16 protein-coding genes are annotated in these 16,528 nt (G+C 68.4%); 3 read left to right on the top strand and 13 right to left on the bottom strand.

The window, feature by feature from the left end:
* Positions 1 to 31 precede the first annotated feature (31 nt).
* Positions 32 to 496, top strand: coding sequence for a hypothetical protein (locus ABMY26_RS17700; RefSeq protein WP_372398503.1), 465 nt, complete (start codon positions 32 to 34; stop codon positions 494 to 496).
* 43 nt (positions 497 to 539) lie between these two features.
* Here the strand turns inward: ABMY26_RS17700 and lipA are convergent, their stop codons facing one another.
* From lipA to ABMY26_RS17735, 7 genes are all read right to left on the bottom strand, one after another.
* The gene (gene lipA / locus ABMY26_RS17705; protein ID WP_372398504.1) at positions 540 to 1,469 is read right to left on the bottom strand and encodes a lipoyl synthase; all 930 of its coding nucleotides are present in this window, start codon (positions 1,467 to 1,469) and stop codon (positions 540 to 542) included.
* Positions 1,469 to 2,584: a 2,3-butanediol dehydrogenase gene (locus ABMY26_RS17710; protein ID WP_372398505.1), complete on the bottom strand. Its 1,116-nt coding sequence runs from the start codon at positions 2,582 to 2,584 to the stop codon at positions 1,469 to 1,471. The genes lipA and ABMY26_RS17710 overlap by 1 nt, the downstream gene beginning before the upstream one ends.
* A gap of 46 nt (positions 2,585 to 2,630) precedes the next feature.
* Entirely contained in the window at positions 2,631 to 3,416 is a 786-nt protein-coding gene (locus ABMY26_RS17715; RefSeq protein ID WP_372398506.1) for an SDR family NAD(P)-dependent oxidoreductase, read from the bottom strand.
* A gap of 139 nt (positions 3,417 to 3,555) precedes the next feature.
* Complete coding sequence (locus ABMY26_RS17720; RefSeq protein WP_372398507.1) at positions 3,556 to 4,683, bottom strand: acetoin dehydrogenase dihydrolipoyllysine-residue acetyltransferase subunit; 1,128 nt, start codon at positions 4,681 to 4,683, stop codon at positions 3,556 to 3,558.
* Positions 4,684 to 4,844: 161 nt separating this feature from the next.
* Positions 4,845 to 5,879, bottom strand: coding sequence for an alpha-ketoacid dehydrogenase subunit beta (locus tag ABMY26_RS17725; protein WP_372398508.1), 1,035 nt, complete (start codon positions 5,877 to 5,879; stop codon positions 4,845 to 4,847).
* A gap of 37 nt (positions 5,880 to 5,916) precedes the next feature.
* A complete protein-coding gene (locus ABMY26_RS17730; RefSeq protein WP_372398509.1) occupies positions 5,917 to 6,900 on the bottom strand; it encodes a thiamine pyrophosphate-dependent dehydrogenase E1 component subunit alpha in 984 nt (327 codons plus the stop codon).
* Positions 6,901 to 6,932: 32 nt separating this feature from the next.
* Complete coding sequence (locus ABMY26_RS17735) at positions 6,933 to 8,012, bottom strand: ATP-NAD kinase family protein (protein WP_372398510.1); 1,080 nt, start codon at positions 8,010 to 8,012, stop codon at positions 6,933 to 6,935.
* Positions 8,013 to 8,365: 353 nt separating this feature from the next.
* On the opposite strand from ABMY26_RS17735, the gene ABMY26_RS17740 reads away from it, so the two are divergent.
* Complete coding sequence (locus ABMY26_RS17740; protein WP_372398511.1) at positions 8,366 to 9,769, top strand: FAD-binding oxidoreductase; 1,404 nt, start codon at positions 8,366 to 8,368, stop codon at positions 9,767 to 9,769.
* A gap of 150 nt (positions 9,770 to 9,919) precedes the next feature.
* On the opposite strand, the gene ABMY26_RS17745 is transcribed toward ABMY26_RS17740, so the two are convergent.
* Positions 9,920 to 10,399: a YaiI/YqxD family protein gene (locus ABMY26_RS17745; RefSeq protein ID WP_045581993.1), complete on the bottom strand. Its 480-nt coding sequence runs from the start codon at positions 10,397 to 10,399 to the stop codon at positions 9,920 to 9,922.
* Between the two features lie 148 nt (positions 10,400 to 10,547).
* On the opposite strand from ABMY26_RS17745, the gene ettA reads away from it, so the two are divergent.
* Positions 10,548 to 12,224 (top strand): energy-dependent translational throttle protein EttA, encoded by a 1,677-nt coding sequence (ettA, locus tag ABMY26_RS17750; RefSeq protein ID WP_372398512.1) that lies wholly within the window; start codon positions 10,548 to 10,550, stop codon positions 12,222 to 12,224.
* Between the two features lie 83 nt (positions 12,225 to 12,307).
* Here the strand turns inward: ettA and ABMY26_RS17755 are convergent, their stop codons facing one another.
* The 5 genes from ABMY26_RS17755 to ABMY26_RS17775 all read right to left on the bottom strand — a co-directional run bounded on the left by ABMY26_RS17755 (position 12,308) and on the right by ABMY26_RS17775 (position 16,371).
* Positions 12,308 to 13,390, bottom strand: coding sequence for a YsnF/AvaK domain-containing protein (locus ABMY26_RS17755; protein WP_372398513.1), 1,083 nt, complete (start codon positions 13,388 to 13,390; stop codon positions 12,308 to 12,310).
* A gap of 5 nt (positions 13,391 to 13,395) precedes the next feature.
* Positions 13,396 to 13,854, bottom strand: coding sequence for a YsnF/AvaK domain-containing protein (locus ABMY26_RS17760; protein ID WP_372398514.1), 459 nt, complete (start codon positions 13,852 to 13,854; stop codon positions 13,396 to 13,398).
* A gap of 18 nt (positions 13,855 to 13,872) precedes the next feature.
* Complete coding sequence (locus tag ABMY26_RS17765) at positions 13,873 to 14,007, bottom strand: hypothetical protein (protein ID WP_281178646.1); 135 nt, start codon at positions 14,005 to 14,007, stop codon at positions 13,873 to 13,875.
* A 245-nt stretch (positions 14,008 to 14,252) separates the two neighbouring features.
* On the bottom strand, positions 14,253 to 14,723 hold the full coding sequence (locus ABMY26_RS17770; protein WP_372398515.1) for a cupin domain-containing protein: 471 nt from the start codon (positions 14,721 to 14,723) through the stop codon (positions 14,253 to 14,255).
* A gap of 148 nt (positions 14,724 to 14,871) precedes the next feature.
* Complete coding sequence (locus tag ABMY26_RS17775; RefSeq protein WP_372398516.1) at positions 14,872 to 16,371, bottom strand: pentapeptide repeat-containing protein; 1,500 nt, start codon at positions 16,369 to 16,371, stop codon at positions 14,872 to 14,874.
* Between the last annotated feature and the right edge of the window lie 157 nt (positions 16,372 to 16,528).

Genomic DNA, 16,528 nt, shown 5'->3' on the forward strand with positions numbered 1-16,528 from the left:
ATTGAAAGCAATACACGGCGGGGCATCCACTATGATGACGCGTTTCATTGTGCTCGGCTGCCTGCTGGCGGCCGGATTGGCCGGTTGTACCCCAAGGCCATATTTCGAGACGACGACGACCTATGTCTCGCCGGCCAGCGAGGCTGGAAGACTCTGCGTCGCCCAGTGCCGGCAGGCGCAGTCCATCTGCGAATCCGCCAAGGAACTGGCCATTCAGACCTGCCGGGCCGAGAGCCTGACCCGCGCACATGCGGACTACCAGGCCTATCTCAAGTCCTTGCCCAAGGATTTCAATCGGAAGAAGATGAAGTCGATCGGCGATTTCGATAGAGGAAGCAGTTGTTCCAGCAACCTTTATTGCTCTTATGACTACAAGGAATGCTTCAAGTCCTGCGGTGGCCGGATCGAACAGCAGACCTATTGCGTCAAAGACTGCAAGCTGATGAAGCCACCGCAGCCGGACGGCGCCGCGGTCGGGCCGAAGACCGCGCTCTGATGCGGGCGGTCCCCGTCGATGACCGCCCGCATCGGACCGGCGCTCAGCCCTTCGCCGCCCGCCGCCGCAACTCCGCGAAGTCGCGGCCGGCATGGTGGGAGGAGCGGGTCAGCGGCGTCGCCGACACCATCAGGAAGCCCCTGGCCCGCGCCACCGTCGCGTAACGCTCGAACTCGTCGGGCGTGACGTGGCGGGCGACCGGGTGATGGCGGGGGGTGGGGCGGAGATACTGGCCGATGGTCAGGAAATCGACGCCCGCCGCCCGCAGGTCGTCCATCGCCTGAAGCACCTCCGCCGGCTCCTCGCCCAGCCCGACCATGAGGCCGGACTTGGTGAAGATCGACGGGTCGCGTTCCTTCACCCGGTCGAGCAGGCGCAGCGAGCCGTAATAGCGGGCTCCCGGCCGGACATCGGCATAGAGCCGCGGCACGGTTTCCAGATTGTGGTTGTAGACGTCTGGCCGGGCGTCGGCCACCGTCTCCACCGCCCCCGGCTTGTTGCGGAAATCGGGGGTCAGAACCTCGACCGTGGTGGCGGGGGCGGTTTCGCGCAGGCGGCGGATGCAGCGGGCGAAATGGGCGGCGCCGCCGTCGGGCAGGTCGTCGCGGTCGACCGAGGTGATGACGACATGGGCGAGGCCCAGTTCGCCCACCGCCTCGGCCAGCCGGTCCGGCTCGTGGGGGTCGGGCGCGTCCGGCCGGCCGGTGGCGACGTTGCAGAAGGCGCAGGCCCGCGTGCACACGCTGCCCAGGATCATCACCGTGGCGTGCCGCTTGCTCCAGCACTCGCCGATGTTGGGGCAGGCGGCCTCCTCGCAGACCGTGTTCAGCCGGTGGCGGCGGACGAGGGATTGCGTGTCCTCGAACGCCGCGCCGGCGGGGGCGCGGGCGCGCAGCCAGTCCGGCCGGTCGGCCCGATGCTCCGGCCGATGCTCCGGACGGGCGGCTTTCGCATGCAGCGCGGGCAGGGCCATCAGTGGACGAGCTCCGGCTCCGCGGCGAGCGCGGCGACCCGGCCGGGCTGGACAATGATCTTGACGTTGCGGTCCTTGTGGGCCACCAGCTCCTCGAAGCCGCCCGAGACGATGTCGTCCAGCACGATGCGGCCGGTGATCAGCGGCTGCACGTCGATCCGGCCGTCGGCGATGAAGCGGATGACGTCGGCGAACTCGCCATTGTAGGCCAGCGAGCCGATGACCTGCTTCTCGGTGGCGACGATCTCGAAGAAGTTGAAGGAGCTCGGCTCCTCGAAGATGCCGACCAGCACCGCCTTGCCGGCCTTGCGGATGACGTCGATGGCGAGCTTCGCGGTGTCGCGGTGGCCGATGCATTCGAACGACACGTCGGCGCCGTAGCCGCCGGTCAGCGCCTTGACCTCCGCCACCGCGTCGCACTCCTTGGGATCGAGCACGACCGTCGCGCCGACCTCCATCGCCTTGGCCTTGCGGGCGGCCGACATCTCCAGCACGATGATCCGCCCGGCTCCCGCCGCTTTCGCGCACATGATGGTGCAGAGGCCGATGGTGCCGGCGCCGACCACCACCACCGTCTCGCCGACGATGCTGCCGGCCTTCTTCACCGCATGCATGCCGACCGCCAGCGGCTCGATCAGGGCGCCGGCCTCGGTCGGGAAGCCGTCGGGCAGCCTGTAGAGCAGTTCCGCCGGGACATTGACCAGGCTGGCGAAGGCGCCGTTGTTCATCAGGCCGGTGAAGGCCAGCTTCTCGCAGATGTTGTACATGCCGTGCTTGCAATAATAGCACTCGCCGCAATGCTGGCAGGCGTCGGCCGCCACCCGGTCGCCGACGGTGAAGCCGGTCACGCCGTCGCCGAGTTCGGCGATCTCGCCGCTGAACTCGTGGCCGAGGATGCATTGGCCCTTCAGGCCGGTCAGCGGGTGGGGCTTGTCGACCGGGATGAAGACCGGGCCGGCGACATATTCATGCAGGTCGGATCCGCAGATGCCGCACCAGTGCACCTTGATCTGAACCCAGCCGGCGGGCGGCGCGCCGGGCAGCGGCACGTCCTCGACCCGGATGTCCTTGCGGCCGTGCCAGACGGCGGCCTTCATCGTGGTGTTGTCGGTCATGGTTTTTCCTCCGGTTTTATCGTTATGGGTGGGCAGGGCAGCGGCTTCAGGCGAAGACCATCCCGCCGTCGACCAGCAGCGACTGGCCGGTCATGAAGTCGCTGTCGGACGAGGCCAGGAAGCGGGCGACGCCGACCAAATCCTCCGGGCGCGACGGCCGGCCCAGCACGGCGCCGGCGGCGAACATGTCGAAGGCCTCGTTCTCGGTCTTGGTGATGCCGGTGTCGCGGAAGCCCTGGTCGATGATCTTCCACATCTCGGTCGCGACCACGCCGGGGCAGATGGCGTTGGCGGTGATGCCCTCCTTGCCGAAGCCGCGGGCGGCGGCCTGGGTCAAGGCGACGACGGCGAACTTGCTGGCCGAGTAATGGGCGAGCGGCTCGTAGCCCTGCTTGCCGGCGATGGAGGCGGTGTTGACGATCTTGCCGCCGCCACCCTGTTTGCGGAAGGTCTTGATCGCCTCCTGCATGCCGATCAGCACGCCGAGCGCGTTGACGTCGTTGACCGTGTGCCAGTCGTCCTCGGTGATGTCGAGGAACGGCTTGGTCTGGGCGATGCCGGCATTGTTGAAGAGGACGTCGAGCCGGCCATGGGCCGTCACCGCCTCGTCGATCATGCGGCGGACGACGGCGCGGTCGCGGACATCGACGGTGACGGCGATGGCGGTGCCGCCGGCGGCACGGATGTCCTCGGCCACCTGTTGGGCGTCGGCCTCGGTGCGGTCGGCGATGGTCAGGCGGGCGCCGTCGGCGGCCAGCGCCTTGGCGATGGTGGCGCCGATGCCGCGGCCGGCGCCGGTGACGATGATGCTCTTGTCCTTGAGGTCGGGCATGAACGGTCTCCTTCCGGCGCGCGGGGGAGTTGGCCGCGCGCCGGTTGCGAGAGGATCGGGGAAACGGGACGGGCGGATTCTGACGGACAGACTGTAACGGGCAGGGGGGAGGCCGGCCCCCCATTCTTCGATTCCGGTCTCAGCCAGCCTTGCCGATATGCTCCTTCAGCAGCGCGTTCACCTTGCCGGCGGCCTCCATCTGCACCATGTGGCCGGCGCCGGGGAGCACGGCGACCTGTGCCGTGCCAGCCAGCGTCTGGGCGTGGGCGGCGGGGATGACGCGGTCCTCCTCGCCCCACACGACCAGTGTAGGCGGCTTGGCGTTGGCGATGGGGCCGGCCAGGATTCCGGCCTGCTTCCCCTCGGCGAACAGCGACGCGGAGAGCGCCCGCAGCGCCTCGTCCACGCCGTCCAGCCGCTTGTACTTCAAGAGGTCGTCAACCAGCTTGCGGCTGACAAGGCCGCGGTCGGCGAACAGCGTCTCCAGGACCGGTTTCAGGTCGCGGCGCGATGTCGCACCGACGAAGCCCTGGATGTAGCCGTGGTCGATCTCCTCGCCCAGCCCGGCCGAGGCGATCAGCGACAGCGACGCCACCCGGCCCGGCGCGTCGAGCGCGGTGCGCATCGACACCGCGCCCCCCATCGAATGGCCGACGAAATGGGCGCGCTCGACGCCGACGCTGTCGAGGAAGCCCAGCACCGTCTTCGACAGGCCGGACAGGCTCGGGTCGGCGACCTGCTTGGTCGACTGGCCGTGGCCCGGCAGGTCGAGCGCGTAGACGGTGGCGGTCTCCGCCAGCGCGTCGATGGTGAACAGCCAGTTGTCGAGGTCGCCGCCGAAGCCGTGGACCAGCAGCACCGCCGGCCCGCCGTCACCGCGCTTGGCATAGCGAAGGGTGCCGGCGGCGGTTTCGGCGGTGTGGTATTGCGGGCCGGCCTCGGCCTCGCCATCCTCGGCGTCGCCGGCCGGGACGGCATAGGCACCGATGAAGGCGTCGATCTCGTCGTCGGGCACGTCCGCGTCGGCCAGCACCGCGATCAACGCCTTGACCGGATAGACGGTGCCGGGCTCGCCCAGCACGCGGCGCAGGATGCCGGCCTCGCCCGCCTCGACCACGTTGGTGATCTTGTCGGTCTCGACCTCCAGCAGCTCATCGCCGAGGGAGACGGTGGATCCCGGCCGCTTCAGCCAGCCGGTGACCTTGCCTTCCGACATGGACAGGCCCCATTTCGGCATGACGATGGGCTTGATGCGCTCGTTGAGCATGTGGTTCAGGCTCCTGGGGAATTTATTGCTTTGCAAAGGGTGCCCCCTCCCTAACCCTCCCCCGCTTCGCGGGAGAGGGAACTCCGCCGCTCTGCCGCTTATCTCCCTCTCCCGCGAAGCGGGGGAGGGTCGGGGAGGGGGCAATCAGGCCGGCGCCTACCTCACGCCGCGATGCTCCGTGACGCCCCCTTGGGCGACAGCGTGCGCCGCACGGCGGCGGCGATGCTGTCCGCGCTGGGGACGTAGAGGTCCTCCAGCGAGGGCGCGAAGGGCACCGGGGTGTGCGGCGCCGTCACCATCTGCACCCCGGCCTTCAGCGCACCGAAGGCGTTCTGGCCGACGAAGGCGGCGATGTCGGTGGCGAGGTTGCAGCGCGGATGCGCCTCGTCCACCACCACCAGCCGGCCGGTGCGCTCGACGCTCTCGACGATGGTGTCCCAGTCGATGGGCGACAGGGTGCGCAGGTCGATCACCTCGGTCTCGGTGCCGTCCTTGGCCAGGGTCGCCGCCGCCTCCATCGCCCGGTGGACGGTCAGGCCGTAGCTGACGATGGTCACGTCGTCGCCGTCGCGCAGCACGTTCGCCTCGCCGAAGGGAATGGCGTAGCTTTCGGCCGGAACTTCGCATTCCAGGCCGTAGAGGTTCTTGTGCTCGCAGAAGATGACGGGGTCGTTGTCGCGGATCGACTGGATCAGCAGCCCCTTGGCGTCGTAGGCGTTGCTGGGGCAGACCACCTTCAGGCCGGGAATGTGGGTGAACAGGGGGGTGAGCATCTGCGAATGCTGGGCGGCGGCGCGGAATCCCGCCCCGACCATGCCGCGGATCACCACCGGCGTCTCGGCCTTGCCGCCGAACATGTAGCGGAACTTGGCGGCCTGGTTGAAGATCTGGTCGAAGCAGACGCCCATGAAGTCCATGAACATCAGCTCCGCCACCGGCCGCAGGCCGCAGGCGGCGGCACCGACCGCCGCGCCGATATAGGCGGATTCCGAAAGGGGCGTGTCCATCAGCCGGTCGCCATGCTTGGCATACAGACCCTTGGTGACGCCCAGCACGCCGCCCCAGGCGTCGTCCTCGCCATGGGCGCCGGTGCCGCCGACGATGTCCTCGCCCATGAGGATGACGGTCGGGTCGCGGCGCATCTCCAGGTCCAGGGCCTCGTTGATCGCCTGTTTCATGCTGATCTTGCGGGACATGTGTTTCCTCCGCGCGTTTGGCGTTTCTTGAATTGGCTCAGTAGGCGACGTAGACGTCGGTCAGCAGGTCGTCCGCCGTGGGCAGCGGCGCGGCCTTGGCGGCGCGCACCGCGTCCTCGATCAGCGCGTTCACCTCGCCGTCGATGGCCTGCAACTCGGCGCGCGCGACCACCCCGGCCTCGATCAGCCGTTCCGACAGGATGGTCAGGCAGTCGCGCGACGCGCGGATGGCCTCCAACTCGCCCTTGGCGCGGTAGGTCTGGGCGTCGCCTTCGAAATGGCCGTAGAAGCGGACCATGTTGCATTCCAGCAGGGCCGGGCCGCCGCCGTCGCGGGCGCGGCGGATGATCTCGCCCGCCGCCTCGTACACCGCGAAGAAGTCGGTGCCGTCCACCGTGACGCCCGGCATGCCGAAGCCGGTGGCGCGGTCCACATAGCTGTCGCAGGACACCGCCCATTCCATCGCGGTGGATTCGGCATAGCCGTTGTTCTCCACCACGAAGACCACCGGCAGGTTCCACACCGCGGCGAGGTTCAGGCTCTCCAGGAAGGTGCCCTGGTTCGACGCGCCGTCGCCGACGAAGGTGATGCCGACGCCGCGGTCGCCGCGCACCTTGGCCGCCAGCGCCGCCCCGCAGATCAGCGGCGCGCCGGCCCCCAGGATGCCGTTGGCGCCCATCATGCCCTTGGACAGGTCGGCGATGTGCATCGACCCGCCCTTGCCCCGGCAGGCGCCGGTGGAGCGGCCGTAGATCTCCGCCATCATGGCGTGGACGTTGACGCCCTTGGCGATGCAGTGACCGTGGCCGCGGTGGGTGGAGGCGATGCGGTCATTGTCGTTCAGGTGCATCATGATACCGGTGGCGCAGGCCTCCTCGCCGGCATAGAGGTGGACGAAACCGGGAATGTCGCCCTTGGCGAAATCGACATGCAGCCTCTCCTCGAACTCGCGGATCGTCCGCATGGTGCGGTAGGCGGTCAGCAGATCGTCCTTGCCGAGGGGGAAGGGATTCTGGGCCATGAGGTGTTTTCTCCCTGATGTGTGTTTGATGGTTAGAAAGCGGCGTCGGCGGGCACGGGCGTGCCGGTCAGCAGCCGGTTGCGGCCGGCGTGCCGCATGACCGCAGCGACATCGACCGTGCGGAAGGCGTTGTCCCGCAGCGTCAGCGACAGCCGGTCGCGTTCGCTGAAGGACAGTTCGCGCTCGCCATCCAGCGCGATGGAGCCGGCGGCGACCTCAGGCACGAAGGGCACGCCGGCCGGCATGCGGCGCCAGTCGGTCACGCCGACCGTCGCCATCATCCCCGGCGCGATGGGGGCATGGAGCGTGGTGGTGCCATGGTGGCGGTCCGTATCGGCGCAGGCATCGGGCGAGAGCCGCACCATCAGGCCGCCGCTCTCCTCCCTGCCGACCGGTTCCAGCAGGCCGGCGATGGCCGACATGCCGATCGCCTCGGGGTCGGCGAAGGTGACGTAGAGCTCGCGGAAATTCTCGGTCCGCCACAGGGCGCGGGCGCCGATGTAGCGTTCGGTCACCAATGCCACGTCGACCAGCGCCAGTTCGGTGACGGTGCCGCCGTTCGCCCCGCGGTTGAGGGACACGTCGATGCGCTTGTTGCCGGCGAAGGCGATGTGCGGCGGGATCCGGCCCGTGACCGCCAGCCCGGTGGCCAGCCCGGTGATGGTCGGCTCGCGATGCTCGGGGAAGGCGTTGTTGGTGCCGGTGGAGATGCCGGCGATGGGCACCGTTCCGCATTCGGCCGCCACCGCCCGGTGGGTGCCGTCGCCGCCCAGCACCACCAGCGCCGCCACCCCGGCCCGCCTCATCTCGGCGGTGGCGCGGTGGGTGTCGGCGACGGTACCGGTGACCGGCATGGAAATGGGGTGAAGGGCTGGGTAGAGATCCTCGCCGCGCGACTTCGCCCGCATCATGCCGCGTTCGACATGGGCGCGGATGCCGCCATTCTCCGGCATCATCAGCACGTCCCGCACCCCGCAGGCATGCAGCGCCGCCAGCACCCGCAGCAGGATGTTCGCCCGGTCGGCGATCTGCAGGCTGGTGGCGTTGGCGACGACCCGGCGGATGTCGCGGGCGGAAACCGGATTGGCGACGATGCCGACGACCGGAGCCAAGATTGCGCCTCCCCCTCGTTGCAGCGCGCCGTTGATCGACGCGCGGTTCGAGGGGGATAGAGCAACCGCCGTGCCAGACCGTCCGTTCAGCGGATCTTCTTTGTTTTCAATGGTCGCGCATTGTGTGGCGGGGTGGGGCGCTGCAACAGCTGTTGCACGGACTGTGGCGCCGTCGGTGCAACAGGTGTGGCGGGCTGCGGCGGGACATGGACTGCGGCGATGCACATGCGGCGCCCCGGCATTCCACCCCTGCGCAGCCGTCATCTTGCCAAGCGCTCGTCCGCCGCTTTAGCTTCGTTTGGTCATACCAATGAACCATCCCAATGAATCTTGGAGCGGGGAGGACAACACCCATGACCGTCATCGCCACCACCCAGCCGCGCGCGGCCCTGACCGAGGAGGCCCGGGCCGAGCTGACGGCTCTGCTGGGCGACCGGTTCACCACCTCCCTGCCGGTGCGCGAGCATCACGGCAAGGACGAGTCCTATCACACGCCCTTCCCGCCGGACGGCGTCGCCTTCGCCAACTCGACCGACGAGGTCAGCGCGATCGTGAAGATCTGCGCGACGCACAAGCTGCCGATCATCCCCTTCGGCACCGGCACCTCGTTGGAGGGCGGCATCGCGGCGCTGGCCGGCGGCATCACCATCGACCTGTCGGGCATGCAACAGATCCTGCGCGTCAGCCCGGAGGATCTGGACGTCACCGTCCAGGCCGGCGTCACCCGCAAGCAGCTGAACGAGCATCTGCGCGACACCGGCCTGTTCTTCCCCATCGACCCCGGCGCCAACGCCTCGCTCGGCGGCATGACGGCGACCAGGGCCAGCGGCACCAATGCGGTGCGCTACGGCACCATGCGCGAGAATGTCCTCGGGCTGACCGTGGTGCTGGCCGACGGCCGCGTGATCAAGACCGGCGGGCGGGCGCGCAAGTCGGCCGCCGGCTACGACCTGACCCGGCTGTTCGTCGGCTCCGAAGGCACGCTCGGCATCATCACCGAGGTGACGCTGAAGCTCTACGGCATCCCGGAGGCGATCTCGTCGGCGGTCTGCGCCTTCCAGTCGATCAAGGGCGCGGTCGACACCGTGATCCAGACCATCCAGGTCGGCGTTCCGGTCGCCCGCATCGAGCTGCTGGACGAGGTCCAGATCGACGCCGTCAACAAATACTCCAAGCTCGACTATGCAGTCGCGCCCACCCTGTTCTTCGAGTTCCACGGCACCGAGGCCGGGGTGAAGGAGCAGGCGGAGATGGTCGCGGCCATCGCCGAGGAGCATGGCGGGATGGAATTCGCCTGGGCTACCCGGCCGGAGGACCGCTCGAAGCTGTGGCAGGCCCGGCACGACGCTTATTACGCCGCGCTGGCCCTGCGTCCGGGATCGAAGGGCTGGCCGACCGACGTCTGCGTGCCGATCTCGCGGCTTGCCGACTGCATCTTGGAGACCAAGCAGGATCTGGCGGACTCCGACATGCTGGCCCCGATGGTCGGCCATGTCGGCGACGGCAATTTCCACCTCGTCTATGTGCTCGACCCCGACAATCCGGCCGAGCTGGCGGAGGCCCAGCGGCTTGCCGGCAAGATGGTCGGCCGCGCCCTGGCGATGGGCGGCACCTGCACCGGCGAGCATGGCATCGGCTATGGCAAGATGGCCTTCCTGGAGCAGGAGGCCGGCGAGGCCTACAACGTGATGGGCGACCTCAAGCGGGCGTTCGATCCGGGCAACCTGCTGAATCCGGGCAAGGTGGTGCGGGTGTAAGGGGCCTCGGCCCCCTCCCTGACCCTCCCCCACCTGCGGTGGGAGAGGGAACTTCCCCGCTATGCGTCCGGTTCACGCTGGCAAGCGTCCTACCCCCTCTCCCACCGCAGGTGGGGGAGGGATGGGGAGGGGGCAACGGCACCCCACCCCTCACCGGAACTTCGGCCGCCGCCCCGCCTTCAGCGCCTGCACCGCGTGGTCCAGTGTCTGCAGGAACTGCGACTTGTCGCGCTGGCTCATCGGCGCGTTGCCGCCGCCGACCACGCCCATGTCGCGCAGGTCCTGCATCAGCGCCCGCGTCGCCAGTGCCGAGCCGACGCTGTCGGCGGTGAAGGGGCGCCCGGTCGGGCCGATCACCACGGCGTCGCGCTTGACGCAGCGGTCGGCCAGCTGGATGTCGGCGGTCACCACGATGTCGGTGGGGCCGGCCCGCTCGGCGATCCAGTCGTCGGCGGCGTCGAAACCGGCGCCGACCACCACCAGCTCGGCCATGCATTCCGTTGGCAGGCGCAGCGGTGCGTTGGCGACCAGCCAGACCTTGCAGCCGGTGCGGCCGGCGACCTTGTAGATCTCCGCCTTGACCGGACAGGCGTCGGCATCGACGTAAATCTCGACTTTGGGGCTGGCCAATCCTTTTCCTCCGGCTGTCCTGTGGCTCAACAAGGTTTCATGCAGGGCCCTTATGCGCTAAAACCGGTTCCAAGCGACAGGGTGCCGTAGAACCGCAAGGGTGGGGCGGCGCCAATTCTCACATCTTTTCGGAAGGTCGGAGCGGCGCATGGCGTCCTACCAGTATGTCTATGTCATGAAGGGCCTGACCAAGGTCTATCCTGGCGGCAAGAAGGTTCTCGACAACGTCTGGCTCTCGTTCCTGCCGGGTGTGAAGATCGGCGTGCTCGGCGTCAACGGCTCCGGCAAGTCGACCCTGATGAAGATCATGGCCGGGCTGGACAAGGACTTCTCGGGCGAGGCCTGGTCGGCGGACGGCGCGCGCGTCGGCTACCTGCCGCAGGAACCGCAGCTCGACCCGACCAAGAACGTCCATGAGAACGTCATGGAGGCGCTGAAGGAAACCAAGGCGCTGCTCGACCGCTTCAACGAAGTGTCGAACATGATGGCCGATCCGGACGCCGACTTCGACGCGCTGCTGACCGAACAGGGCGAGTTGCAGGAGAAGATCGACGCCGCCGACGCCTGGGACATCGACCGCACGGTCGAGATCGCCATGGACGCACTGCGCTGCCCGCCGGGCGACGCCGACGTGACCAAGCTGTCGGGCGGTGAGAAGCGCCGCATCGCGCTGTGCAAGCTGCTGCTGGAAAAGCCCGACCTGCTGCTGCTCGACGAGCCGACCAACCATCTCGACGCCGAATCGGTCGCCTGGCTGCAGAAGCACCTGGAGGACTACAAGGGCACCGTCGTCCTGGTCACCCACGACCGCTATTTCCTCGACAGCGTCACCGGCTGGATCCTCGAACTCGACCGCGGGTCGGGGATTCCGTGGGAAGGCAACTACTCGTCCTGGCTGGAGCAGAAGCAGAAGCGCCTGGAGCAGGAAGGCCGCCAGGAGGAATCGCGCCAGAAGCAGCTGGCCACCGAGCTGGAGTGGATCCGCCAGAGCCCGCGCGCCCGTCAGGCCAAGAGCAAGGCCCGCATCACCGCCTACGAGACGTTGCTGGCCGAAAGCGGCAAGGAACAGTCCGGCGAGACCCGGATCGTCATTCCGGTGCCGCCGCGCCTCGGCAACGTCGTCATCGAGGCTGAGAGCATCGCCAAGGGCTTCGGCGACCGCCTGCTGATCGACGGGCTGTCCTTCCGCCTGCCGCCGGGCGGCATCGTCGGCGTCATCGGCCCGAACGGTGCCGGCAAGACCACGCTGTTCCGCATGATCACCGGGCAGGACGGGCCGGATGCCGGCACCTTCCGCGTCGGCGACACGGTGAAGCTCGGCTATGTCGACCAGAGCCGCGACAGCCTGGACGCCAAGAAGACGGTGTGGGAGGAGATCTCCGACGGGCTGGACCTGGTGGAGCTCGGCAAGAAGACCATGCCGAGCCGCGCCTATGTCTCCAGCTTCAACTTCCGCGGTCCCGACCAGCAGAAGAAGGTCGGCCAGCTGTCGGGCGGTGAGCGCAACCGCGTCCATCTCGCCAAGATGCTGAAGTCCGGCGCGAACGTCCTGCTGCTCGACGAACCGACCAACGACCTGGACGTCGACACGCTGCGGGCTCTGGAAGACGCGTTGCAGAGCTTTGCCGGCTGCGCCGTGGTCATCAGCCACGATCGCTGGTTCCTCGACCGCATCGCCACCCACATCCTGGCCTTCGAGGGCGAAAGCCACGTCGAATGGTTCGAAGGCAACTTCCAGGACTATGAAGCCGACAAGAAGCGCCGCCTGGGCGCCGACGCCGACCAGCCGCACCGCATCAAGTACAAGCCGCTCGTGCGCGGCTGACCGCCTGAGCCGGTTCGCAAAAGGGAACGGAGGCGACCGCAGGGTCGCCTCCGTTTTTCTTTGTAGCGGACGATGGCCGGGCGTTAGCGGTCGAGGTCGCTGCGGCGGTCCGTGGCCTTGCCCCGCGTGTCGTCGATCTCCACCTCGGTGCGGCGCACGGTGTCGTGGACGGTCTCGGCGCGCTCCTCGACGTCCTTGCGCACCACGACCGTTTCGCGGACATGGGCGGTCTTGTTGACCACCGCCTCCTCATCCGTCTCCGTCACCTCGATGGTGCGTTCACGGAAGGCGTCGGCCGGGACCGTCGTGCCGCTTTCGGCCAGACCGCCGGGTCGGCGTTCGACGGTGACGGTCTCGTCGCGCAGGCGGACCTGCTCCTCGACCGGGGTCTCGACGACATAGCTGCGGACGCGGACGCTGCCGCGCTCGACGCTGCGCTTGCCGATGTCGACCTGCTCCTCCATCAGCGGGATTTGCTCTTCCCGTTCGGCGGAGCCGGTGCGCAGGCCTTCCGTGTTGACGTCGCGCATCGCCGCGGCGGCACCGGTCAGGCCCTCGCCGGCGGGCTTGCGGCCCGGGGAGTAGCGCATGCGCTCCTCATTCGCCTTGAGCTCGTCGTAATAGCCGGCGCTCTCGTCGAAGCCGGCCCAGCCGGACTCGCGGTACGCGGCGCCGCGTTCCTCGACATCCACGATGTTGCCGCGCTCCAGCACGTCCATGGCGCGGTCGACATCCTCTTCATCCAGCCGGACCCTCAGCAGCGAGCCGCCGCGGCGCACGCCCTCGGCATAGAGCTGTGCGTCCTGGTCCGGGACGCCCCAGCCGGTCAGGCGGGTCAGGATGCCGCCGGCGCTGGCGCCGGTGCCCGTGCCCGTGGTGGTGCCGGTGGGGGAGCCGCCCAATCCGCTGCCGATTCCGCCGGCGACATAGCCGGAGGCAAGGCCGGGACGGGCCATGCCCTCGACCATGCCGATGGATGGGGTCGTGGTTTCGGTGGCGGCGATGTCGATCGCACCCGGACTGCCGGCGCCCGGACCGCTGGCGGTCATCTCGGCATGGGACAGGACGTCGATCGCGCTGGATTCGAAGCCTGCGGCATGCAGGTCGCGCATCGCGGTTTCGGCATCGGAGCGGTGATCGTAGAGGGCGACGATGGTCTTGGTCATCGGCTTTACTCCTCGGGCGTGGAAACAGGCGTGGAATTCGGGGGAGAACCGGGAGCGGCGGAAGGCGCAGCCGTGGCGACGCGTTCCACTGCGGCCTGTTCGGAGCGCAGGATGACAGGCTGTTCGACCTCGACGGTCCGGTGGGTCTTGCGGATATGCAGCTCTTCGCGGAGCATCAGGCGGCGTTCAACCACCAGCACCTCCTCGACCAGCGGGATCACCGTGACGTCGCCCTCCTGGCGAATATCGGGATGGACGTCGATTTCCCGGTCGATGGGCACACGGGTCACCGTCGCCTCTTCATGGTCCAGCCGTTCCCGGACCAGCGTTTCGCGTTCGGACACGCGGGTTGTCACCCGGACGCGGCTGCGTTCGACCCGCTGTTTCCCGATGGTCACCGACTCATCGTGCAGGGGAATGGCTACGCCGTCCCCGCCGGGGGAGGCATCGTCGGAGACGGTCATGGCGGCGCGGGCCGCCGGTCAACGGAACAGGAGATAGAGGACGATCGCCACCACGATCAGCCCGAGGATGATCCACATCCAGTTCATTCCGAAACCGCCGATTCCGGAACCGTCATACACACCGACTTTTCTGGGTTTCTGTTCGTCTGCCATGGGAGCTTCCTTTTGGAAATGGATCGGCGGGCAAGCCCCCAATCCGGCGCGTCCACAGCAAACAGAAAATCCCCCGGATCGTTCCGGGGATTCAACGATCTTTCAAAATCAGAAGATCTGGGCGCCGACGCCGACCAGCCGCACCGCATCGAGTCCAAGCCGCCGGTGCGCGGGTAACGGGCCTTCCGGACCGGCTCGATGGGGCCGCCGCCCGGATGGAACGGCGGCCCTTTTCTTTGGCGGGTTCAGTTCCCCCGCTTGACCGACAGCGGTGTGCCGACCTCGCCGGGGTAGACGGCCAGCAGGCGCACCGGCTCGCTGCCTTCGTTGATGCCCTCGTGCCAGTCGGTGCGCTCCATATAGGCGTCGCCTTCCTTGTAGACGATGCTTTCGCCCGCTTCGCCTCGGATCGTCAACCTGCCGCCCAGGATATAGACGAACAGCGGGATCTGGTGCGTGTGCACGCCGGTCCGCGCGCCGGGCGGGATTTCGGTGATGCGCGCGGTGATCTGTGGCGCCCCTTTCGGATAGACGATCGGCGTGCCGTTGGAATTGGTCTCCGTCTGCAGGAGCGGGAAGGAGCGCGGGGCCGGGGCCGGTTGCCCGGGAGCGGTCTGCGCCTGTGCGGAGGACAGCAGGCACAAGGCGGTCAGCGTGCCGGTGAACAGGCTGGCGGCTGCCGGACGGCGGCCGGAACGGCAAAGGGGCGGTGACATGATGGCCGGACTCTCCGGTGCTGTGGCGATGCGGACCGCCAGAGGTAGCGACCCGTTGCAAAAGCACGATAAAGGAGTGCGGCGCTGGAAATGCCGGCTTTTTCGGTGGTCCGGCTGCGACAAAATACAACCGTGTCAGGCTGGCGGCTCAGCCGGCCATCTTCTGGTGCTCCAGGAATGCCGTCTTCAGCAACGCCTTCAAATCGTCGCCATACTGGTGGAAGCAGACGGACAGCTGGCCCCGTTCCTCGTCGCGATGCAGCACGACCAGATTGGCGACCGCCGCCACCTCCTGCCGGTCCGCCATCACCACGCGGGCCTGGAAGGTCTGGCCGCGCTGGTAGGGCTGGTTGACCGCCAGCAGGCACAGGCCGCCCACCGACCAGTTGCGGGCCGGGAAGCTGCCGTGCTCGGTATGGACCACCAGCCCCGGGTGGACGAAGCGCTTCTGCCGCCGCCGCTCTTCCGGCGGGGGAGGGGGGAAGGCGCCGGCGGCGCCGGACACGTCGATGCCCGACCGGTCGGTCAGCGCGTTGGTGAACACCGCACCACGCACCACCGCCGGCCCCATCGTCGAATCGCGCAGGTCGGCGTCGGAGAAATCGGCGCCCTCGAAATTGGCAGGCCAGTCGCGGCCGCCGGCCAGCGCCACCGGGCGGGCATCGACCCCGTTCATCAGCGTGTGCGCCAGATAGGCGCGGCGCAGCGTCGTGCCGCGCAGCACGGCGTCGCGCAGGTCGGCCTCGTCCAGGTCGACATAGGACAGCTCGGCCATCTCAAGGCTGGCCTTGGTCAGGCGGGCGCCGGGCAGCCGGCAGCGGCGCAGGCGGGCTGCCGCCAGCGTGCGCCCATGCAGGTCGGCCCCGGCCACCGACACGAGGTCGAGGTCGAGCCGCGCGCCGTCCGCCCCGCCGCTGTCGACCCAGCGCTCATGCCGCTCCACCAGTTCCAGGAACTCGGCGACCGGCATCGCCGTGTAGTTGGGCTGGACGATGGCGTCGGGCGGCAGGGTGAAGGGGATGAAGGTGCGGGTCAGGGTGGCGTGGTCCATCACCGTGTTGCCGAACACCGCCCCGTCCAGGGTGGCGCCGCAGAAATCGGTGCCCATCAGCACGGCCGAGGTCAGCTCCGCCCCGGTCAGGTCGGCGTCGTTCAGGTCGGCGCCGGTCAGGTCGCAGCCGGTGAAGTTGGCGCCGGCCAGGATCGACCGCTCCATCTTCGCTTCGGTCAGCCGAGTGGTGCCGGTGCCGCGGGTCGCCTTCTGGTTCCCGTCCGGTCCGCTGCTCTCCATCAACTCGCCCGCGCGGAAATCGGCGCCGCGCAGGTTGGCGTCGGTCAACTGGGCGCGGTGCAGGTTGGCGCCGCGCAGGTCCGCCCCGGTCAGGGTGGCGCCGGACAGGTTCACCGCCTCCATGTCGGCACCGAACAGGTCGGCCTGGGTCAGGTCGGACTTCACCATCCTGGTGTTGCTGAGGTCCGCTCCGGCCAGCTTGGCGCCGGCCAGCGAGACCCGCTCCAGGTTCAGCCGCGACAGGTCACGGAAGCTCAGGTCGGCGCGCCGGCCGCTGGATGGCCGTTTCAGCCACGCCTGATGCGCCTGGATGATCGTCCGCAGTTCGTCGATCTCTTTCGGATCGCGTTCGGCCATGGCGTCGGGTTCCCGGGGTCCACCGTATGACGAAAGACAGCAGTGTCAACGCAACGATATCCCTTCCGGCGTGTCGCGTCACGGGTTCTGAACGGCTCGGCAATGCCGGAGGGCGGGCATCGCATCCATGCCATGGAAAAGGCCGCCTTCCCAGGGG

The organism is Azospirillum sp. HJ39, from assembly GCF_041507355.1.
Classification (GTDB): domain Bacteria; phylum Pseudomonadota; class Alphaproteobacteria; order Azospirillales; family Azospirillaceae; genus Azospirillum; species Azospirillum thiophilum.